This is a genomic window from Klebsiella sp. K47 (assembly GCF_051858335.1).
Lineage (GTDB): Bacteria > Pseudomonadota > Gammaproteobacteria > Enterobacterales > Enterobacteriaceae > Klebsiella > Klebsiella pneumoniae.
In genome coordinates this window covers 12,792-33,718 of record NZ_JBPYUI010000028.1, presented here as the reverse complement: position 1 = coordinate 33,718, position 20,927 = coordinate 12,792, and the positions used below count along the sequence as shown (strand labels likewise).

The window sequence follows — 20,927 nt, the reverse complement described above, 5'->3', positions numbered from 1 at the left end:
GAGATTACCGGCGGCCCAGCGGGACCACCAGCGGCGTATGCGCCACCGGATCTTCAATGATCGTGCAGCGCAGACCGTAAATCCGTTCAATCAGATCGGCGGTGACGATCTCCTTCGGCGCCCCCTCGGCGACGATCCTGCCGTCGCGCAGGGCGATCAGGTGGGTGGCGTAGCGGCAGGCCTGGTTAAGATCGTGCAGCACCGCCGCCAGGGTATAGCCCTTCTCGCGATTCAGCTCGCTCAACAGTTCCAGTAGGTCGATCTGATGGCTGATGTCCAGCCAGGTGGTCGGCTCATCCAGCAGCATAATCGCCGTTTCCTGGGCCAGCACCATCGCAATCCACGCCCGCTGCCGCTGGCCGCCGGAAAGCGTGTCGACGCTCTGCAGCGCCAGATCGCTGATCCCGGTCGCCCGCATCGCCTTGTTCACCGCCTCTTCATCTTCTTTGCGCCAGCGGGTAAACAGCGGCTGGTGCGGATAGCGCCCGCGGGCCACCAGCTCCTGCACCGTGATATCGCCAGGGGTGGTGGCATTCTGCGCCAGCAGCCCGATGCGGCGGGCAACCTCTTTACTGGCGTACTGCTGGATCTGCGCGCCGTCGAGCCAGACGTGGCCGCTGGCCGGCGTCATCAGGCGACTGAGGGTGCGCAATAGCGTCGACTTGCCGCAGCCGTTGGGGCCGATAATGGCGGTGAAGTGACCGTCAGGGATGGTCACGTTCAGCGACTCGGCGATGGTCTTGTTCCCGTAGGCCAGGGTTAACTGCTCGCCGCGCAAACGGGAGGGGACAGCACTCATTTTTTGCGGGACTCCTGAATCAACAATGCAATAAGGTAAATACCGCCGAGGCTGACGGTTAACACGCCAACCGGCAGCTGCCACGGCATAAACAGCCGTTGGGCGCCGTAATCGGCCAGCGCCAGCAGCAGCGCGCCGCACAGGGCCGACTGGGTCAGTCCCCAGCGGGCCGTGCCGCTCAGGCGGCGGGCGATATGCGGCGCCACCAGCGCGATAAATGAGATCGGCCCGGCCAGCGCCGTCGAGGCGGCGGTGAGCACCACCGCCACCAGCATCAGCAGCAGGCGCGAACGCTCGACCTGCACCCCCAGCGCGCAGGCGGTATCGTCGCCCATCTCCAGCAGCCGCATCCGGCGAACCAGCAGGGCGCTGCCCACCAGCATCAACAGGATCAGCGGCGCCGACGGCCAGGTTTTACCCCAGGTCAGGCCGTTAAGCGATCCGGCGTTCCACAGGCCCGCAGAAAGGGCGGTCTCCAGCGAGGCGCGCAGCAGCAGCCAGGTGTTGAATGCCACCAGCATGGCGCGCACGCCGATGCCGATAATGATCAGGCGGAAGGTTTCGATCCCGTTGCGCCAGGCCAGCAGCCAGACCACCAGCGAGGTCAGCACCCCGCCGGCCATCGCCGCCAGGGCGATCGCCGTCAGGTTCTGGCCGAAGAGGACCATCGCCACCAGCACGCCGCTCCAGGCGCCGGTGTTAAAGCCCATCACGTCCGGGCTGCCGAGCGGGTTACGGGTCAGCGACTGGAAAATGGCGCCGCTGACGCCGAGCGCGGCGCCGATGAGCAGCGCCATTAACACCCGCGGCAGCCGCCATTCGTTCACCACCATCGCGACGTTGCGCGGCGCATCGCCGAACAGCGCCGAGAACACCTGGTCAATCGTCAGGGGCACCGGGCCTTGCGCCAGCCCGAGCAGAGAAATCAGCAGGCTGGCGGCCATCAGCAGCAGACAGCTGGCTATCAGGCGGCGGGACGGAGCAATCACAGTCCACCTCCCCGCGGCTGGCGGCGCACCAGCCAGATCAGCACCGGCGCGCCGAGAAAGGCGCTCACCACCGATACCCGCAGTTCGCCGGGCACCAGCAGGCGGCCAATCACGTCGGCAAACAGCAGCAGGGCCGGGGTGGCGAGCAGGGTGACCGGCAGCGACCAGCGATGATCGGCCCCCACCAGCCAGCGCGCCATATGCGGCATCATCAGGCCGATAAAGGCGATGGGGCCGACGACGGCGGTGGCGCTGCCGCACAGGACGGTGATGACGATCAGGCCGATCAGCTGGGTGCGGGCGACGCGGCTGCCGAGGGCGGTGGCGGTATCGTTGCCCAGGCTCAGGCTGTTCAGCGCCCGGCTCAGCAGCAGAGCGGCGATCCCCGCCACGACTACCGGCAGCAGGACAATTTTCAGCGTTTGCAGGGTGCGGATATCCAGCGAACCGGCCTGCCAGAAGCGTAGCTGATCGTAGACGTCCGGGTTGAGCAGGGCGATGCCGTTGGACAGCCCCTCGAGTACCGCCGCAAGGGCGACCCCGGCGAGAGTGAGGCGCACCGGGCTCAGCTGACCGCCGCCCTGGCTGCCGGTAAAGGCTACCAGCAGCGAGGCGCAGAGCGCGCCGCAGAATGCCAGCAGCAGCTGCTCCTGCGGGGAAGTGATCCCGAACAGCGCCGCGCCGAGGACGATGGCGAAGCTGGCGCCGGAGTTGACCCCCAGCAGGCCGGGGTCGGCCAGCGGGTTGCGGGTGAGCGTCTGCATCAGCGCGCCGGCGAGGCCGAGGGCGACGCCGGCCAGCAGACCGGCCAGAGTGCGCGGCAGGCGCGCGTCCAGCACGATAGTGCAATCAGCGCTTTGACAGGTTCCGCTGAAGGCGGTGAATACCGTGCCGATCGGCAACGATTTGGCGCCGATGGTCAAGCTAAGCGCGGCGGCTAAGGCGAGTAATAGCAACAATCCGGGCACGGCGACAGAGCGTACCGCGGTCGTAGAAAACGACATAACTGACATCCCTGATATGATAATGATAGTAATTATCGTTATCGATTTTATTCAGCTATGGTAGCATGACCCACAGTAAAAAGGGTATTAAAAATAACGACAAGGCGCTGTAATGAACCGACAATCCTGGCTGCTCAATCTCAGCCTGCTGAAAACTCACCCGGCGTTTCGCGCCGTTTTTATCGCTCGCTTTATCTCTATTCTGTCGCTTGGCCTGCTGGGCGTGGCCATTCCGGTGCAGATCCAGATGATGACCCATTCGACCTGGCAGGTCGGGCTGTCGGTGACGCTGACCGGGGCGTCGATGTTTGTTGGTCTGATGGTGGGGGGCGTGCTGGCTGACCGCTATGAACGTAAACGCCTGATCCTGCTGGCGCGCGGCACCTGCGGCGTGGGCTTTGTCGGCCTGTGTCTGAACGCCCTGTTGCCGGAGCCGTCGCTGGCGGCGATCTACCTGCTGGGGATCTGGGACGGGTTCTTCGCCTCGTTGGGGGTGACCGCGCTGCTGGCGGCGACCCCGGCGCTGGTGGGACGGGAAAACCTGATGCAGGCCGGGGCCATCACTATGTTGACGGTGCGCCTGGGCTCGGTGATTTCGCCGATGATCGGCGGCCTGCTGCTGGCCACCGGCGGCGTGGCCTGGAACTTCGGCCTGGCGGCGGCGGGGACCTTTATCACCACCTTAACCCTGCTGCGTCTGCCGCAGCTGCCGCCGCCTCCGCAGCCGCGCGAGCATCCGCTGCGCTCCCTGCTGGCGGGGCTGACCTTCCTCTGCCGGAGCCCGCTTATCGGCGGGATTGCGCTGCTTGGCGGTCTGCTGACCATGGCCAGCGCGGTGCGGGTGCTCTATCCGGCGCTGGCCGGTAGCTGGCAGATGTCGGCCGGACAGATTGGCCTGCTGTACGCCGCTATTCCGCTCGGTGCGGCGCTGGGGGCGTTGACCAGCGGCCAGCTGGCCCAGACGGTGCGGCCGGGCGCGCTGATGCTGGCGACGACGGTGGGATCGTTTGTCGCCATTGCGCTGTTCAGCCTGATGCCGCACTGGGCATTGGGCGCGCTGTGCCTGGCGCTGTTTGGCTGGCTGAGCGCTATTAGCTCGCTGCTGCAGTACACCCTGATTCAGACCCAGACGCCGGAACATATGCTCGGGCGGATTAACGGTCTGTGGACCGCGCAAAACGTCACCGGCGACGCCATCGGAGCGGCGCTGCTCGGCGGCTTAGGGGCGGTGATGACGCCGGCGGCATCCGCCAGCGCCAGCGGCTGGGCGCTGGCGCTCGTCGGCGTGCTGCTGGTTGGGCTGCTACGCGAGCTGCGCCGTTTCCAGCGCCCGGAAATCGTCAACGAAAGTTAAGTAGGGTGCGATTGCCCGATGGCGGCTACGCCTTACCGGGCCTGGGGTACGGCAGGCCGGTGCAAGCTCAGCAGGCCGGGCAAGCGCAGCGCCGCCCGGCAAGGTGTGCAGGCCGAGTGCCCGGCCTGATGGCGCAGCCCGCGTTAGCCGAACAGGCTGGAGAGACGCTGGAGCACCAGCAGAGCGCTGTAGTAGTCAAGGCGGAAGGTCTCGGTGCCCAGCGGGTAGACGCGTTTGCCTGCGACCGCCGGGAGATGCGCCAGCAGCGGGTTGGCGTAGATGGCATCCGCATCTTTCTGGTCGCCGGCGAACAGGAACAGGCTCTGGCCGTTCAGACCGGCCGCGAGGTTCTCCCCGCCCAGCTGCACGATATCGTGGCGTTTACCCTGGCTATGGCTGGCGGGCAGGCCACCCGGCAGCGTCGCCAGGCTAAAGCCCAGCTGTTCGAGCATCTGCCCCTGAGCCGATTCCGGCGTCCAGATATTGGCGCTGTGCGCGGCGGCGGTATAGACCAGGGCGGTCACCGGCTGCGGCGGCAGTTTCATTTTTTCTTTTAACGAAACGAGCTGTTTATTGAAGTCGGCAATGCGCGCGCTGGCCTGTTGTTCATGACCGGTGATCTGCCCCAGCTGGGTGAGCAGGGTTTGCCAGCTTTTATCGTCATAGTTGATGACCAGCGTCGGGGCGATGGTTTTAAGCTGATCGTACAGCGGCAGGGCGGAGTCGCCGCCGGTCGCGCTCACCAGGATCAGATCCGGCATCTGGGCGGCCACCGCTTCGGCGCTTGGTTCGCCGATGTACAGCCGCGCCAGCTTTCGGGCTTTGGCAACCTCGCTCCACTGGCGCAGAAAGCCCTGGCTATCGGCGACGCGGTTGTTCGGCGTGGTCGCGCCGCTGGCGACCACCGGAGCGTCAATCGCCAGCAGCGAACCGGTAAGCGTCACGCTGGTGGAGACAATGCGCAGCGGCTGACTCGGCAGGGTATGCGTCCCGTAGCTGTCGGTGACCTGGCGCGGCCAGTCCGCCGCCTGGGCTGAGGTAATTCCTAAAAGCAACAGCATGCCGGTCAGCGCACCGCGGCGGCAGAAAGAAAAGAAGTTCACGTCATCGCATCCTGATTTGAAAGGTGATAAATGCGTCTCATTTTCAACTTTGTGCCAGCAGGATGCAAGCCAAAGTGGCGGCGCCATGACGTAACGCGGTTGACATGGCGGGCAATACCTTTTAGGTTAGCCAACAAAAATATAAATGATAATTATTCTTAATATCTTTATCGTTTTTGGAGGATGATATGGAAACGTCACTGGCTGAGGATGTAAAGAAACCGACCCGGACCCTGTCGCCGGACAGCTTCTTCTTTATGTCGCCGTACCGCAGTTTTACCACTTCAGGCTGCTTACGTCGCTTCTCACAGCCCGCCGTTGGCGGCGATGCGCTGAACGGCGAGTTCCAGCAGCAGATGGCGGCCGCCTTTGCCGAGGCCCGGGCGGCGGGGATCCGCAAGCCGGTGATGGTCGGGGCTATCCCGTTCGACACCTGTCAGCCTTCCGAGCTCTATATCCCCGAGCGCTGGGAAGCGTTCTCTCGCCCGGAAAAGCAGCGTTCCGCCCGCTATGCCGCGCCGCTGGAGGCGATGGAGGTGGTGGAGCGTCGGGAGATCCCGGAGCAGGACGCGTTTTTAGCCATGGTGGAACGCGCCGCCGCGCTGACCGCCACCCCGGAAGTCGACAAAGTGGTGCTATCAAGGCTTATCGATATTACCACCCGCGACCGCGTCGACAGCGGCGCGCTGATGGAGCGACTGATCGCCCAGAACCCCGCCAGCTTTAACTTCCACGTGCCGCTCTCCGACGGCGGCGTGCTGCTGGGCGCCAGCCCGGAGCTGCTGCTGCGTAAAGAAGGACAGCACTTCAGCTCTCTGCCGCTGGCCGGCTCCGCCCGTCGCCAGCCGGACGATGTGCTGGACCGGGAAGCAGGCAACAGGCTGTTGGCCTCCGGCAAAGATCGCCACGAGCACGAGCTGGTGACCCAGGCGATGAAGAGCGTGCTGGGCCCGCGCAGCAGTCAGCTGTCGCTACCGGAGTCGCCGCAGCTGATTACCACCCCGACGCTCTGGCATCTGGCGACGCCGATCGCAGGCACCGCGCTGGCGGAAGAAAACGCCATGTCGCTGGCCTGTCTGCTGCACCCGACGCCGGCGCTGAGCGGTTTCCCGCATCAGGCGGCGAAGCGCCTGATTGCTGAACTGGAACCCTTCGATCGCCAGCTGTTCGGCGGCATCGTCGGCTGGTGCGATGACGAAGGCAACGGCGAGTGGGTGGTGACTATCCGCTGCGCGCGTCTGCAGCAGCGTACGCTGCGCCTGTTTGCCGGCGCGGGTATCGTTCCGGCCTCCTCGCCGCTGGGCGAATGGCGCGAAACCGGCGTCAAACTGACCACCATGCTTAACGTATTTGGCTTGAACTAAGAGGCAAGGATGATTGCATTTACCCGTTGGCCGGAAGAGTTTGCGGCCCGCTATCGTCAAAAAGGCTACTGGCAGGATCTGCCGTTAACCAATCTGATCACCCGTCACGCGGAAAACGACGCCGTGGCGATTATCGATGGCGAGCGGCAGATTAGCTACCGCCAGTTTAACCAGCTGGTGGACAACCTCGCCTGCTCGCTGCAGCGCCAGGGACTGAAGCGCGGGGAGACCGCGCTGGTGCAGTTGGGCAATGTCGCCGAGTTTTACATGACCTTCTTTGCGCTGCTGCGCATCGGCGTCGCGCCAGTGAACGCTTTGTTCAGCCACCAGCGCAGCGAACTTAATGCCTACGCCGCGCAGATTAAACCGGCGCTGCTGATTGCCGATCGCGAGCACGCTCTGTTTGCTGACGATAGCTTTCTCCACGCGTTTATCGCGGAACATCCTTCCCTGCGCGTCGCACTGTTGCGTAACGACGGCGGCGAGCGCGATCTGGCGACGGAGATTAACCGCCCGGCGGATAACTTTATCGCCAATCCAACCCCTGCCGACGAAGTGGCCTTTTTCCAGCTCTCCGGCGGCAGCACCGGGACGCCGAAGCTTATCCCACGCACCCATAACGATTACGACTACAGTATCCGCCGCAGCAACGAGATCTGCGGGATTAACGCTGAAACGCGCTACCTCAACGCGCTGCCGGCGGCGCATAACTATGCGATGAGTTCCCCGGGTTCGCTCGGCGTCTTCCTCGCCGGCGGGCGGGTGATCCTCGCCGCCGACCCGAGCGCCACGCTCTGTTTCCCGCTGATCGAAAAACATCAGATCAACGTTGCCTCGCTGGTGCCGCCGGCAGTCAGCCTGTGGCTGCAGGCGATTCACGAATGGGGCAGCAACGCCCAGCTGCAATCGCTGCAGCTGCTGCAGGTCGGCGGCGCGCGCCTGTCAGCGACGCTCGCCGCGCGCATTCCGGCGGAAATCGGCTGCCAGCTGCAGCAGGTGTTCGGCATGGCGGAAGGGCTGGTGAATTACACCCGCCTTAACGATAGCCCGGAGCGGATCATCAATACCCAGGGCTGTCCGATGTGCCCGGACGATGAAGTGTGGGTGGCGGATGCCGACGGCAACCCGCTGCCGCGCGGCGAAGTGGGCCGTCTGATGACCCGCGGCCCTTATACCTTCCGCGGCTATTACAACAGTCCGCAACATAACGCTGAAGCCTTTGATGCCGATGGATTTTACTGCTCCGGTGATCTGATTTCGATCGATGAAGATGGCTATATCACCGTCCAGGGCCGGGAAAAAGATCAGATCAACCGCGGCGGCGAGAAGATCGCCGCTGAAGAGATCGAAAACCTGCTGCTGCGCCATGAGGCGGTGATCCACGCCGCGCTGGTCAGCATCGAAGACAATCTGCTGGGCGAGAAAAGCTGCGCTTATCTGGTGGTGACCTCGCCGCTGCGCGCCGTCGCCGTGCGCCGCTTCCTGCGCGAGCAGGGGGTGGCGGAATTTAAACTGCCGGACCGCGTGGAGTGCGTTGCCGCGCTGCCGCTGACGCCGGTGGGCAAAGTCGATAAAAAACAATTACGTCAGTGGCTGGCCGAAGGCAAGCTGGGCTGAAGGAGAACAGAGAATGGCAATCCCTAAATTACAGGCATATGCGCTGCCGGAAGCCAGCGATATCCCGGCGAACAAGGTCAACTGGGCCTTTGAGCCGTCGCGCGCCGCGCTGCTGATCCACGATATGCAGGAGTATTTCCTCAACTTCTGGGGCGAAAACAGCGCGATGATGGAGAAAGTGGTGGCTAATATCGCCGCCCTGCGCGACTTCTGCAAACAGAACGGCATTCCGGTGTACTACACTGCCCAGCCGAAAGAGCAGAGCGATGAAGACCGCGCCCTGCTGAATGATATGTGGGGGCCGGGTCTGACCCGCTCGCCGGAGCAGCAGCAGGTGATTGCCGCGCTGGCGCCGGATGAAGACGATACCGTGCTGGTGAAATGGCGCTACAGCGCGTTTCATCGCTCGCCGCTGGAGGAGATGCTGAAAGAGACCGGTCGCGACCAGCTGATCATCACCGGCGTTTACGCCCATATCGGCTGCATGACCACCGCCACCGATGCTTTCATGCGCGATATCAAACCGTTCTTTGTCGCCGACGCGCTGGCAGATTTCAGCCGTGAAGAGCACCTGATGGCGCTGAAATACGTCGCCGGCCGCTCCGGCCGCGTGGTGATGACCGAAGAGCTGCTACCGCTCCCAGCCTCCAAAGCGGCGCTGCGTGAGCTAATTCTGCCGCTGCTCGACGAATCCGATGAACCGTTGGATGATGAAAACCTAATCGACTACGGTCTGGATTCGGTGCGGATGATGGCCCTGGCCGCCCGCTGGCGCAAAGTGCACGGCGATATCGACTTCGTGATGCTGGCGAAAAACCCGACCATCGACGCCTGGTGGGCGCTGCTCTCCCGCGAGGTGCACTAATGGCGGCGCTGGATTTTCGCGGTCAGACCGTGTGGGTGACCGGCGCAGGTAAAGGGATTGGCTATGCCACCGCGCTGGCTTTCGTCGAGGCCGGGGCTAACGTCACCGGGTTCGACCTCGCCTTTGACGGCGAAAGCTACCCGTTTGCCACCGAAACGCTGGACGTCGCCGATGCCGACCAGGTACGCGAGGCATGCAGCCGGCTGTTGGCGAACACCGAGCGTTTAGATGTGCTGGTGAACGCCGCCGGGATCCTGCGCATGGGCGCTACCGACCAGCTGAGCGCGGAAGACTGGCAGCAGACCTTCGCGGTCAACGTCGGCGGGGCGTTCAACCTGTTTCAGCAGACGATGGCCCAGTTCCGTCGCCAGCGGGGCGGGGCGATCGTCACCGTCGCCTCCGATGCCGCGCACACGCCGCGTATCGGCATGAGCGCCTATGGCGCCTCGAAGGCGGCGCTGAAAAGCCTGGCGCTGACCGTCGGCCTTGAGCTAGCGGGCAGCGGGGTGCGCTGTAATCTGGTGTCGCCGGGCTCCACCGATACCGATATGCAGCGCACCCTGTGGGTCAGCGACGATGCAGAGCAGCAGCGGATCCGCGGCTTCGGCGAGCAGTTTAAGCTCGGCATCCCGCTGGGTAAAATCGCCCGCCCGCAGGAGATTGCCAATACCATTCTGTTCCTCGCCTCTTCTCACGCCAGCCATATCACCCTGCAGGATATCGTGGTTGATGGCGGCTCGACGCTGGGGGCGTAAATGGCCTGGAAGCGAGAGCTTACGCTGGCGGCGCTGAACGCCAGCAGCGAAAATACCATGGTGGCGCATCTTGGCATCATCTACACCCGACTGGAAGAGGGGCTGCTGGAGGCGGAGATGCCGGTGGATGCGCGCACCCATCAGCCGTTTGGCCTGCTGCACGGCGGCGCCTCGGCGGCGCTGGCGGAGACGCTGGGCTCGATGGCCGGTTGGCTGATGACCGAAGAGGGGCAGTGCGTCGTCGGGACTGAGCTTAACGCCAGCCATCACCGGGCCGTCTCCAGCGGGAAAGTGCGCGGCGAGTGCCGTCCGCTGCATCTTGGTCGCCAGAGCCAGAGCTGGGAGATTGTGGTGTATGACGAGAAGGGGCGGCGCTGTTGCACCTGTCGTCTGGGCACCGCGGTGCTGGGCTAAGAAGCCGCTGTTTCCCCGGCTTGCGCTACGCTTAGCCGGGCTACGTATCGGCGCAATGGGGTAGCCCGGATAAGGCGCAGCGCGCCGCCATCCGGGAGTTTCCCTGCTCGCATTGCGCTTAGCAGGGCTACGGATCTGTAGGTCAGGTAAGGCGTTAGCCGCCACCCGACAAAAAAAACGGCACCGTTCACGGTAACCCTTTCATTCATTTTCCTGCCTTAAGTGATCTCGCTAGCAATGTGAGACAAATCTCTGTGGGTGTACGGCATCTGCGATGTTTCGGTGTTGTTAAATTCTGCGTTGTGATCTAGAAACAAAATGTAACATCCTGATTACCCTACCGGTGGACCACAACAATGAATAATTCAGGGAAATACCTTATCTGGGCGCTGCTCTCCGTCATCGGAGCCTTCGCCCTCGGCTATATCGCTTTAAACCGGGGTGAGCAGATAAACGCGCTGTGGATTGTCGTCGCCGCGGTCTGCGTTTATTTGATCGCGTATCGTTTCTACGGCCTGTATATCGCTAAAACCGTGCTCGGCGTTGACCCGACGCGGATGACGCCCGCGGTGCGGCATAACGATGGCCTCGACTACGTTCCAACCGACAAAAAAGTGCTGTTCGGTCACCATTTTGCCGCCATTGCCGGCGCGGGGCCGCTGGTGGGCCCGGTGCTCGCCGCGCAGATGGGCTACCTGCCGGGGATGATCTGGATCCTCGCCGGCGTGGTGCTGGCTGGGGCGGTACAGGACTTTATGGTGCTGTTTGTTTCGACCCGCCGCGATGGCCGTTCGCTTGGCGAACTGGTTAAAGAGGAGATGGGACCGACCGCTGGCGTCCTGGCGCTGGTGGCCTGCTTTATGATCATGGTGATCATCCTCGCGGTCCTGGCGATGATTGTGGTGAAAGCGCTGACCCACAGTCCGTGGGGGACATACACCGTCGCCTTTACCATTCCTCTGGCGATCTTTATGGGCATCTACATCCGCTATCTGCGTCCGGGACGCATCGGCGAGGTGTCGGTGATAGGCCTGGTGATGCTGGTGTTCGCCATCATCTCCGGCGGCTGGGTGGCGGAAAGCCCGACCTGGGCGCCGTGGTTTGATTACACCGGCGTACAGCTGACCTGGATACTGGTGGGCTACGGATTTGTGGCTGCGGTACTGCCGGTCTGGCTGCTGCTGGCCCCGCGCGATTATCTCTCCACCTTCCTGAAAATCGGCACCATCGTGGGGCTGGCGATTGGCATCCTGATTATGCGCCCGACCCTGACGATGCCGGCGCTGACCAAGTTCGTCGATGGTACCGGCCCGGTATGGACCGGCAACCTGTTCCCGTTCCTGTTTATCACCATCGCCTGCGGCGCGGTCTCCGGCTTCCATGCGCTGATCTCCTCCGGCACCACGCCGAAAATGTTGGCCAACGAAAGCCAGGCCTGCTTTATCGGCTACGGCGGCATGTTGATGGAATCCTTCGTCGCTATTATGGCGCTGGTGGCGGCCTGTATTATCGATCCGGGCGTCTACTTCGCGATGAACAGCCCGATGGCGGTGCTGGCGCCGGCGGGTACCACCGATGTCGTCGCCTCGGCAGCGCAGGTGGTGAGCGGCTGGGGCTTTAGCATTACGCCTGATACGCTGCATCAAATCGCCAGCGAGGTCGGCGAACAGTCGATTATCTCCCGCGCCGGCGGCGCGCCAACGCTGGCGGTGGGGATGGCCTACATCCTGCACGGCTCGCTGGGCGGACTGATGGATGTCTCGTTCTGGTACCACTTCGCCATTCTGTTTGAGGCGCTGTTTATCCTGACGGCGGTTGACGCCGGCACCCGCGCGGCGCGCTTTATGCTGCAGGATCTGCTGGGCGTGATTAGCCCGGGGCTGAAAAAAACCAGCTCGCTGCCGGCCAACCTGCTGGCGACCGCGCTGTGCGTCCTGGCGTGGGGCTACTTCCTGCATCAGGGGGTGGTCGATCCGCTGGGCGGGATTAACACCCTATGGCCGCTGTTCGGTATTGCCAACCAGATGCTGGCGGGGATGGCGCTGATGCTCTGCGCGGTGGTCCTGTTCAAGATGAAACGCCAGCGCTACGCGTGGGTGGCGCTGCTGCCGACCAGCTGGCTGCTGATCTGTACGTTGACCGCCGGCTGGCAGAAGTCGTTTAGCCCGGACACCAAAGTCGGTTTCCTGGCCATCGCCAATAAATTCCAGGCGATGATCGACAGCGGCAACATTCCGCCGCAATATACCGAATCACAGCTGGCGCAGCTGGTGTTTAACAACCGTCTCGATGCCGGGCTGACCATCTTCTTTATGATTGTGGTGGTGGTGCTGGCGCTATTCTCGATTAAAACCGCGCTGGCGGCGCTGAAAGAGGATAAACCGACGGCGAAAGAGACGCCGTATGAGCCAATGCCTGAAAACCTGGACGCGATTGAGACCCAGGCGAAAGGGGCGCATTAACCGGTGTGCCGGGTGGCGGCTTCGCCTTACCCGGCCTACATTTCCGATCCTCCCTCTCCCTTTGGGAGAGGCTCGGGGTGAGGGATACAAAAGAGAAATGACTTATGTTTGACACCCTCTCCAAAGCAGGAAAATATTTAGGCCAGGCCGCCAAAATGATGATCGGCGTGCCGGATTACGATAACTACGTCGAGCACATGCGAATAACCCACCCGGATCAGACGCCGATGACTTATGAAGAGTTCTTTCGCGAACGCCAGGACGCGCGCTACGGCGGCAAGGGCGGGGCGAAGTGCTGTTAACCCTCTTTCGGCAGATAGAGGCTGATCTGCTCCTGAGTACAGCCGTAAATCGCCGCCAGCTTCTCGCGGGTGCGCTTTTGCGGACGGGAGTCCAGCGCTTCCAGCTGTGACACCGCGGACTGGCTGATGCCAAGCTTTTCGGCTACCTCCTGCTGGGACATCCCGCGCAGGATGCGCCACGCGGCCTGCAGGCTGACGTTTTCTTTATGCATCACGTCGCATACTTCGCCCGGCAGCATGACGTCATCATAGATATCTGATTCATAAGGAATATCTTCCCAGTCGCTTTCATCCTCTTCGTCGTACTCCAGCAGAGCCAGGCGCATACGAAAGTAATCGCTGTAAGGAATGACGACATACTGGTCTTTTCCTTCTTCATCCTTGATGTACTGAATAGTCATATTCGGTATGTTCCTCATGAAGGTAGGTGGTGGTGGTTCGGCGTTTAACCGCCACGACGTAGCAGGTATCGCCCGGCGGATCCCCAAAGGTGTAGATGACTCTGTAATCACCTAATCGCAGCCGGTAGTGGTTTTCGGGAGAGGACAATTTTTTGATATCCGAGATAGGTGAAGCTTTATCATCCATCTTCTCCAGCCTGGATTTAATGCGGCTCTTATACCGAGTATCGATTTTAGAAAATTGCTTATCTGCCGTTTTTGACCAGACAATTTTCATCCGTCCCTCCACTGTACGCCCACACAAAATATAAGGAAATAATAAGACTATTAGATAAATTCCGAATTTCTTATGGGGTACTGTAGAGCGGAGAAAAAACGCAGGTAAGAGGCAAAACGCAACCCGTCGAGGCGGCGCGGGAAGGCCTCTGCCGGGCGACAGAGGCTTGCAGAAAATGTGCGATCAGGCGTTCAATCCGCCATCCACGTCCAGCCCCGTTCCGGAGATCTGCCCGGCGGCCGGGCTGGCGAGGAAGGTGACCGCCGCGGCGATGTCTTCCGGCTGGCCGTAGTGACCGACCGCAATCATCTGGCGCTGGGCTTCCGCCTGTTCCCCATCCTCCGGGTTCATATCGCTGTTGGTCGGCCCTGGATGGACAAGGTTAACGGTGATCCCGCGAGGGCCTAAATCACGCGCCAGGCCACGGGTCAGGGCGTTGAGGGCGGACTTGGTCATGGCGTAAACCGCGATGCCCGGCATGGCCACGCGGTTAGCCAGACAGCTGCCGATGTTGATGATACGTCCGCCATCGGCCATATGCACCAGCGCTTCCTGGGTGGCGATGACCACCCCACGGATATTGACGTTGATAAGCGCGTCAATGTCCGCCAGCGTCATGGATTCCAGTGGACCGCCGCGGGCTATTCCGGCGTTGTTGACCAGAATGTCCAGCCCGCCGAGGGACCGGGCCGCATGGGTGACGGCATCCTGAATCGCCTGCGCGCTGGCGCTGTCGGCCTGTACCGCTTCGCCGTACCGACCCAGGGCCTTTATTTCATCGGCGACCGCCTGGGCTTTATCGACCGATTTTTCATACGTAATAACCACATCGGCGCCGGCGCGCGCCAGCGACAGCGCGATGGCGCGACCCAACCCACGGCTGGCGCCGGTAACCAGCGCCTTCTTACCTGTTAAATCGATCTGCATGATGACCTCGTTGCGAGAGTGGTGAGCATCATCATTAGGTATAGACGGTCGGGGTGATTAACGGCTGAAGTATTCCACCTTCTCAAACGCCGCGCGCAGAACCTCAGGGGTTAACGTCACCGGTAAATAGTGAATCGACTCGCCCGGGCGCAGGGTATGGGCAATGACCCGGTCCAGCTCTGCGCGGTTATTGATATCGACTTCCAGCGCCGCCAGGGTGGTCGGCAGGTTAAAGCGCTGATACGCCTGCACTAACTGCGCCAGCACATCGTCCTGACCAAGCAGGGCGCTCTGTACCAGAATGCCGTAGGCCACTTTGGTACCGTGGAGAAATTTATCCGTCTGCGGCAGCACCGTCAGTCCGTTGTGCACCGCATGGGCGGCGGCGACCCGGGTGTAACGTTCCCCCAGCCCGCCAACCATCCCGCCGCCGGCGATAATCGCCTCCACCACATCGCGAAACGCTTGGGTCAGATCGCCGCGGCGCTGGTCCGCCAGCGCCGTTTCGCTGCTGGCCAGCAGCACGTCGCGGATCGCCAGCGCGCCGTTAATCCCCAGCCGCACGGTGAGCGGCAGCGCCTTCGGCTGCGGCGCCAGCACCACGGCCTCATACCATTTGGCTAAGGTGTCGCCAATGCCCGCCAGCAGGTACTCCGCCGGGGCGTTGAGAATGATGCGCGGTTCGACCAGCACCAGGAAGTTGGCGTCATCGAAGATCTCAAAATTCAGGGCCTGTCCGGCGTCGCTATACCACACCGACAGAGGCGTCCACGCCGCGCAGGTGGCGGCGATAGTCGGGATGGCCACCAGCGGTACCCCCAGGCGGCGGGCGAGCACTTTCGCGCTGTCGAGCAGCGCGCCGCCGCCGACGCCAATCACTACCGCCCGATCGTCACCTGAGGCCTGCACCAGCCCCGCCACGTCGCGTTCGCTGCAGTGGCCGGTAAAGCGGATCTTTTTCGCCTCCGGCAGGTGGAAGGCCGCCGGCAGAAAAGGTTCGGCGCCGGCCAGAGCGCGCTCGCCATAGACCCACACCGCTCGCGAGAGCTGGTCGGCGTTAAAAAAATCGCTCAGCCGCTCAAGGCTGCCAGGATGGGAGAAATAGTTGGCCGGGCCGGGCACGACGCGGATATCGCTGTTGCTCATGGAAGCTGTCCTTATGGGTGTTGGGCTAACCTGATGTTATGTCTGGACATCCAGATGGCTAATATTATTTCGTTGTATCTTATGCTTTTTACGCAGTTGTCAGCCAGCGGCGGCTATGAAAAATTCGTTAAATCAGAAGATTAATTGCCGCACGGGAGCAGTGATGAGCGCGAATCGCCTTGAGATGCATAACATTAGCCTGGCCTTCTCCGGCTTTCAGGCGCTGAACAAGGTGGACTTTACCCTCCATGGCGGGTCGGTGCATGCCCTGACCGGGGCCAACGGCGCGGGTAAGTCGACGCTGATGGCCGTGCTGTGCGGCACCCACGCCCACTATGAGGGCGAAGTGACGATCAACAACCAGCCGGTCATCATTCGTTCGCCGCGGGATGCTAAACAGCTGGGGATCCACCTGGTGCAGCAGGAGGTGGACGTGGCGCTGGTGCCGGGCCTGAGCATTGCGGAAAACATTATGCTGGACAGGCTGGCGGAGCCGGGCATGACCTTCCGCTGGTCGCGGGTTCGGCAGCTGGCGCGCGAGGCGCTGGCGCAGCTGGATGTGGCGCTGGACGTCCGGCGCTCCATTGACAGCTGCACGCTCGCCGAAAAACAGCAAATCCTGTTGGCCCGCGCCCTGTCGCACCATTGCCGCTTTTTGATCCTCGATGAACCCACCGCGCCGTTGGATCAGCATGAAAGTGAGCGTCTGTTTGCGGTAGTACGCCGTCTGCAGCATCAGGGGATCGGGGTGGTGTTTATTTCGCATCGTATCCATGAGCTGAAGGCGATCTGCGACACCCTGACGGTGCTGCGCGACGGGCGGCTGATTGAGAGCGGCCCGATGGGGCCGCTGAGCGGCGAACAGATCGTCGAAAAGATGCTGGGCCACGAGCTGAGCGATATCTTCCCGCCGCCGCGCCCGCCGCACGGCGAAGAGGTGCTGTTGCAGGTTGACGGTCTGCATGATGAGGCGTTGCTGCAGGATATTTCGCTGCGCCTGCGGAAGGGGGAAATCCTCGGAATCGCCGGGCTGGCCGGCGCGGGCAAAACCGAGCTGTGCAAAGCGCTGTTCGGCGCCAGCAAAAGCCGGGTGCAGCGGGGCGAGCTGAACGGTCAGCCGTGGCGGCCGCGCGATCCGGCCGACTCGGTAGGGCGCGGCCTGGCGCTGGTCCCGGAGGAGCGACGCAAAGAGGGCATTTTCATTGAAGAGCCGATCGCGATGAACCTGGCGGTCAGCGCCGATAACAGCTTTTCGCGCTGGAGCCTGTTTGGCCATCGGCAGGCCTGGCGCTGGGCGGAGGAGGTGATTGCCCGCCTCGGCGTGCGCGCTACCGGTCCCGGTCAGACGCTGCGCCGTCTTTCTGGCGGCAACCAGCAGAAGGTGGCCATTGGCAAATGGCTGCGCGGTGATGCCAACGTTTTGATTTTTGACGAACCGACCAAAGGGGTCGATGTGAAAGCGAAAACCGATCTGTTCATGCTGATCGATGGTCTGGCGCGGGAAGGCAAAGGGGTGATTTATGCCTCGGGTGAATTCGCCGAGCTGGTCGGTTTATGCGACCGCATCTGCGTACTGTGGGACGGACGGATCGTAGCGGAGATCCCCGGCGCGGAAGCCCGGGAAGAGACACTGCTTTATTATTCAACCGGAGGAGCGGCAGCGTGAGCAAGGCCCTGGCAGTAAACGCGACGGTATCGGGCCGTCAGCGATTTTTTGATTTTCTCTATAAGTGGGGCATGTTGCTGACCGTGGTGCTGCTGGTGGCGGTCTTTGGCCTCGCCTCGGACAACTTCCTTGACCCGTTCAACATCATCAACATTCTGCGCTCGATTGCCATCGTGACGGTGATTGCCATTGGGGTGTCGATTTCCCTCACCATCGGCGGCTTCGATCTGTCCGTCGGATCGACGGCATCGCTGGCTAACGCGCTGGTGATTTCCCTGTTTGTCTGGCATGGCCTGGGGACCACCGAAGCGATTCTGATAACCCTCGCGCTCTGCACCCTGGTGGGGCTGTTTAACGCCTTTCTGATCGTGGTGCTGCGCATTCCTGACATGCTCGCCACCCTGGCCAGCCTGTTTGTGATTCAGGGCGTGGCAATGACATACAGCTACGGTGGGTCGATTACCGAAAACATGGTGCTGCCGAGCGGCGAGATGGCGGAGGGTACTATCCCGGCGGCCTTTGGCGCGCTGGGGCAGGTGCCGACCATCGTCATTATCATGCTGGTGGTGACGCTGGTCGCCCAGCTCGCGCTGTCGTTCACTACCCACGGACGGCGGATGTACGCCATCGGCGGCAACCCGGAGGCGGCGCGGCTCTCCGGCCTGCGGATCACGCGTTACAAAGTCGCAGCATACGTGATTGCCTCGCTGCTGGCCGGGCTCGGCGGCATTCTGCTGGCCTCGCGCATCGGCTCTTCGCAGGTCAACGCCGGCGGCGGCTATCTGATGGACGCGGTGGCGGCGGCCTGGATCGGCTTTTCGCTGGCGGGCTCCGGTAAACCAAACGCCCTGGGGACGCTGGTGGGGGCGGTGATCCTCGGCGTGCTCTCCAACGGGCTGGTGATGCTCTCGGTGCCATATTACGCGATGGACATTATTAAAGGGTTGGTGCTGGCTGGCGCGCTGGCACTGACCTATTTTCAGAGCCGTACTTAACATTTTACAGGGTAAAACGCATGAAAAAGATCGCACTCTCTCTGATGACGCTGGGTCTGCTGCAGTCGACGGCGGCGCTGGCCACCGCCCCGACGCCGGTGCCGGCGGCGATTGCTGAACACAACGGCCCGATCCGCATTGCCGTGATCCGCAACCTCGGGTCTGACGATAACACCACCCAGTTTGTCGCCGGGGCGCTGCAGGAAGGCAAAAAGCTCGGTTTCAAAATCAGCACCTTCCTGAGCAACGGCGATGACGCCAAATTCCAGGACTTCGTCAACCAGGCCATCAGCCAGAAATACGATGGCATTATTCTCTCCCAGGGGCGTGACCCGTATTCCACCGCCCTGGTGAAGAAGGCGGTGGACGCCGGGATCAAAGTGGCGGTGTTCGATACCGCGGTAAGCGGTGAGATCCCCGGGGTGACGGTCAGCCAGCAGGATGACGCCTCACTGACCGAGCTCTCCTTTGGCCAGCTGGTGAAAGACTTCAACGGTAAGGCCAACATCGTCAAGCTGTGGGTAGCGGGCTTCCCGCCGATGGAGCGCCGTCAGGCGGCTTACCAGACGCTGCTGAAGCAAAATCCGGGGATTAAAGAGCTGGAGTCGATCGGCGCCGTGTCATCCGATGTGCAGGGCGACACTGCCAACAAGGTGGGGGCGATCCTCGCCAAGTATCCGAAAGGGAAAATTGACGCGATCTGGGGCACCTGGGATGCCTTTAGCCAGGGAGCTTATAAAGCGCTGAAAGAGAATGGCCGCACCGAGATCAAACTCTACAGCATTGATATTTCCAACCAGGATTTGCAGCTGATGCGCGAGGCCGGCAGCCCGTGGAAGGTGAGCGTGGCGGTGGATCCGAAGCTTATCGGCGCGACCAACGTGCGGCTGATCGCCAATAAGATCGCCGGCGAGCCGACGCCAGCCACCTACGACTTCAAGGCGGCAGCGATTCCCCAGGCGCTGCTGGCGGCCCAGCCGGGAGCGGTAAACGTGGCGTCGCTGGGGAAAATTATCCCTGGCTGGGGCCAGACCGAAGACTTTATCGCGCCGTGGTTCGCGACGCTGGAAGCGAAGAACAAATAAAATCAAGCCGGGTGGCGGTGGGTGGCGGCCTGGTGCCCTCGCCCCGGCCCTCTCCGCAGGGAGAGGGGAAAACCATGCCACCGGGCGAGAGGGATCCCCTATGTCAGCATTACCTTCCCCCGAATACAGCCGCAATATGCGGCTGATTGGCCATAGCGATCAGGGCGGTCGTCCGGACGGCGTGCAGCTGATGGTGCACCGCGGATTCGCCTATATCGGCCATATGGTGTCGCAGGGTTTTTCCGTGGTCGATGTTCGCGATCCGACCCGGCCCACCACCGTCAACTATATTGCCGCGCCGCCGGGCACCTGGAACGTGCACCTCCAGGCGCATGACGATCTGCTGCTGGTGATCAACGCCCGGGATCTGTTTGCCGACGCCCGTTTTGCTGATGAGAAGGTGTACTACACCCGCTCGGTGGGTGACACGGTCAGCGATGTGCAGGACAGGGGCTGGAGCGCCGGGCTGCGCATCTTTGATATTTCCACTCCCGCGCAGCCGCGGGAAATCAGTTTCCTGTCGCTTAACGGCATCGGTATTCACCGCATCTGGTACGTCGGCGGGCGCTGGGCGTATGTGTCCGCGCTGATCGACGGTTTTACCGACTACATCTTCCTGACCATCGATCTGGCCGATCCGCGTAAGCCCGAAGTAGCCGGGCGCTGGTGGCTGCCGGGGATGCACCAGGCGGGCGGTGAAACACCGGACTGGCCGCAGGGCAAACGCTATGCGCTGCATCACGCCATTATTGCCGGGGATACCGCCTACGGCAGCTGGCGCGACGGCGGCCTGACGCTGCTGGATGTCAAAGACCGTACCCAGCCGAGGCTGATTAGTCATCGCAACTGGAGCCCGCCGTTCGGCGGCGGAACGCATACCGCGCTGCCGCTGCCGGATCGCGATCTGCTGGTGGTGCTGGATGAAGCGGTGCTCGACAACCAGGAGGACGGCGAGAAGCTGATCTGGCTGTTTGATATCCGCGAGCCAACCAACCCGGTGAGCATCGCCACCTTCCCGCCGCCGGATGAAGCGGATTACGTGGCGAAAGGGGCGCATTTCGGTCCGCACAACCTGCATGAGAACCGGCCGGGGAGCTTTGTCAGCTCAACGCTGATTTTTGCCACGTATCAGAATGCCGGCGTGCGGGCTTACGATATTTCCAACCCGTATCGCCCGCTGGAGACCGGGGCGCTGGTGCCGGCTGCGCCTGAGAGAATGATGGATACCCGTCCCGGCCGCCCGCGGGTGATCCAGTCCTGTGACGTGTTTGTCGATGCGCAAGGCATTATCTACAGCACCGATTACAACGGCGGGCTATCGGTGATTGAGTATCTGGGGTGAGGGTAAGGTAAACGCAAAATTGTACTCGCATGTCTGCCGGGTGGCGGCTTTCGCCTTACC

Annotated in this window: 20 protein-coding genes; 12 read left to right on the top strand and 8 right to left on the bottom strand. The window is 62.2% G+C overall.

Features of this window, described 5'->3' with window-relative positions; genetic code table 11:
* Positions 1-4: 4 nt before the first annotated feature.
* From fepC to fepD, 3 genes are read right to left on the bottom strand one after another with little or no spacing between them, the layout of a single operon-like run.
* On the bottom strand, positions 5-799 hold the full coding sequence (gene fepC, locus RRF55_RS22445) for an iron-enterobactin ABC transporter ATP-binding protein (RefSeq protein WP_002893737.1): 795 nt from the start codon (positions 797-799) through the stop codon (positions 5-7).
* The gene (gene fepG / locus RRF55_RS22440; RefSeq protein ID WP_004147521.1) at positions 796-1,788 is read right to left on the bottom strand and encodes an iron-enterobactin ABC transporter permease; all 993 of its coding nucleotides are present in this window, start codon (positions 1,786-1,788) and stop codon (positions 796-798) included. Before fepG ends, fepC begins: the two co-directional genes overlap by 4 nt.
* The gene (gene fepD, locus RRF55_RS22435; protein ID WP_004176917.1) at positions 1,785-2,792 is read right to left on the bottom strand and encodes a Fe(3+)-siderophore ABC transporter permease; all 1,008 of its coding nucleotides are present in this window, start codon (positions 2,790-2,792) and stop codon (positions 1,785-1,787) included. Before fepD ends, fepG begins: the two co-directional genes overlap by 4 nt.
* Before the next feature lie 112 nt (positions 2,793-2,904).
* Here fepD and entS point away from each other — a divergent pair, with 112 nt between their 5' ends.
* On the top strand, positions 2,905-4,146 hold the full coding sequence (gene entS, locus RRF55_RS22430) for an enterobactin transporter EntS (RefSeq protein WP_004147525.1): 1,242 nt from the start codon (positions 2,905-2,907) through the stop codon (positions 4,144-4,146).
* 143 nt (positions 4,147-4,289) lie between these two features.
* Here entS and fepB read toward each other — a convergent pair whose 3' ends face one another.
* Entirely contained in the window at positions 4,290-5,249 is a 960-nt protein-coding gene (gene fepB, locus RRF55_RS22425; RefSeq protein WP_004147526.1) for a Fe2+-enterobactin ABC transporter substrate-binding protein, read from the bottom strand.
* Positions 5,250-5,437: 188 nt separating this feature from the next.
* Here fepB and entC point away from each other — a divergent pair, with 188 nt between their 5' ends.
* The 7 genes from entC to RRF55_RS22390 all read left to right on the top strand — a co-directional run bounded on the left by entC (position 5,438) and on the right by RRF55_RS22390 (position 13,028).
* Positions 5,438-6,613 (top strand): isochorismate synthase EntC, encoded by a 1,176-nt coding sequence (gene entC, locus RRF55_RS22420; protein WP_032414663.1) that lies wholly within the window; start codon positions 5,438-5,440, stop codon positions 6,611-6,613.
* Between the two features lie 9 nt (positions 6,614-6,622).
* The gene (entE, locus tag RRF55_RS22415) at positions 6,623-8,230 is read left to right on the top strand and encodes a (2,3-dihydroxybenzoyl)adenylate synthase EntE (protein WP_004223595.1); all 1,608 of its coding nucleotides are present in this window, start codon (positions 6,623-6,625) and stop codon (positions 8,228-8,230) included.
* Between the two features lie 13 nt (positions 8,231-8,243).
* Positions 8,244-9,095 carry an enterobactin biosynthesis bifunctional isochorismatase/aryl carrier protein EntB gene (gene entB / locus RRF55_RS22410; protein WP_020324582.1) on the top strand — a complete coding sequence of 284 codons (852 nt, stop codon included), beginning with the start codon at positions 8,244-8,246 and terminating at the stop codon, positions 9,093-9,095.
* An 8-nt stretch (positions 9,096-9,103) separates the two neighbouring features.
* Positions 9,104-9,850, top strand: a complete 747-nt coding sequence (gene entA / locus RRF55_RS22405; RefSeq protein ID WP_024622880.1) for a 2,3-dihydro-2,3-dihydroxybenzoate dehydrogenase EntA — start codon at positions 9,104-9,106, stop codon at positions 9,848-9,850.
* The gene (entH, locus tag RRF55_RS22400; protein ID WP_002893892.1) at positions 9,851-10,264 is read left to right on the top strand and encodes a proofreading thioesterase EntH; all 414 of its coding nucleotides are present in this window, start codon (positions 9,851-9,853) and stop codon (positions 10,262-10,264) included.
* Positions 10,265-10,620: 356 nt separating this feature from the next.
* Positions 10,621-12,726 carry a pyruvate/proton symporter CstA gene (gene cstA / locus RRF55_RS22395; protein ID WP_002893896.1) on the top strand — a complete coding sequence of 702 codons (2,106 nt, stop codon included), beginning with the start codon at positions 10,621-10,623 and terminating at the stop codon, positions 12,724-12,726.
* A 104-nt stretch (positions 12,727-12,830) separates the two neighbouring features.
* The gene (locus RRF55_RS22390; RefSeq protein ID WP_002893903.1) at positions 12,831-13,028 is read left to right on the top strand and encodes a YbdD/YjiX family protein; all 198 of its coding nucleotides are present in this window, start codon (positions 12,831-12,833) and stop codon (positions 13,026-13,028) included.
* On the opposite strand, the gene RRF55_RS22385 is transcribed toward RRF55_RS22390, so the two are convergent.
* The 4 genes from RRF55_RS22385 to RRF55_RS22370 all read right to left on the bottom strand — a co-directional run bounded on the left by RRF55_RS22385 (position 13,025) and on the right by RRF55_RS22370 (position 15,779).
* Positions 13,025-13,429, bottom strand: coding sequence for a helix-turn-helix domain-containing protein (locus RRF55_RS22385; protein WP_025862177.1), 405 nt, complete (start codon positions 13,427-13,429; stop codon positions 13,025-13,027). The two genes, RRF55_RS22390 and RRF55_RS22385, sit on opposite strands and share 4 nt — an antisense overlap.
* A complete protein-coding gene (locus tag RRF55_RS22380; RefSeq protein ID WP_004147534.1) occupies positions 13,404-13,706 on the bottom strand; it encodes a type II toxin-antitoxin system RelE family toxin in 303 nt (100 codons plus the stop codon). The genes RRF55_RS22385 and RRF55_RS22380 overlap by 26 nt, the downstream gene beginning before the upstream one ends.
* A gap of 183 nt (positions 13,707-13,889) precedes the next feature.
* On the bottom strand, positions 13,890-14,633 hold the full coding sequence (locus RRF55_RS22375; protein WP_002893908.1) for an SDR family NAD(P)-dependent oxidoreductase: 744 nt from the start codon (positions 14,631-14,633) through the stop codon (positions 13,890-13,892).
* A gap of 57 nt (positions 14,634-14,690) precedes the next feature.
* The gene (locus tag RRF55_RS22370; protein ID WP_004191385.1) at positions 14,691-15,779 is read right to left on the bottom strand and encodes an oxidoreductase; all 1,089 of its coding nucleotides are present in this window, start codon (positions 15,777-15,779) and stop codon (positions 14,691-14,693) included.
* Between the two features lie 163 nt (positions 15,780-15,942).
* On the opposite strand from RRF55_RS22370, the gene RRF55_RS22365 reads away from it, so the two are divergent.
* The 4 genes from RRF55_RS22365 to RRF55_RS22350 all read left to right on the top strand — a co-directional run bounded on the left by RRF55_RS22365 (position 15,943) and on the right by RRF55_RS22350 (position 20,867).
* A complete protein-coding gene (locus tag RRF55_RS22365) occupies positions 15,943-17,445 on the top strand; it encodes a sugar ABC transporter ATP-binding protein (protein WP_014907937.1) in 1,503 nt (500 codons plus the stop codon).
* The gene (locus tag RRF55_RS22360; RefSeq protein WP_064148757.1) at positions 17,442-18,440 is read left to right on the top strand and encodes an ABC transporter permease; all 999 of its coding nucleotides are present in this window, start codon (positions 17,442-17,444) and stop codon (positions 18,438-18,440) included. The genes RRF55_RS22365 and RRF55_RS22360 overlap by 4 nt, the downstream gene beginning before the upstream one ends.
* Before the next feature lie 20 nt (positions 18,441-18,460).
* Complete coding sequence (locus tag RRF55_RS22355; protein WP_002894036.1) at positions 18,461-19,525, top strand: sugar ABC transporter substrate-binding protein; 1,065 nt, start codon at positions 18,461-18,463, stop codon at positions 19,523-19,525.
* A gap of 100 nt (positions 19,526-19,625) precedes the next feature.
* A complete protein-coding gene (locus RRF55_RS22350) occupies positions 19,626-20,867 on the top strand; it encodes an LVIVD repeat-containing protein (RefSeq protein ID WP_004178989.1) in 1,242 nt (413 codons plus the stop codon).
* Positions 20,868-20,927: the final 60 nt, after the last annotated feature.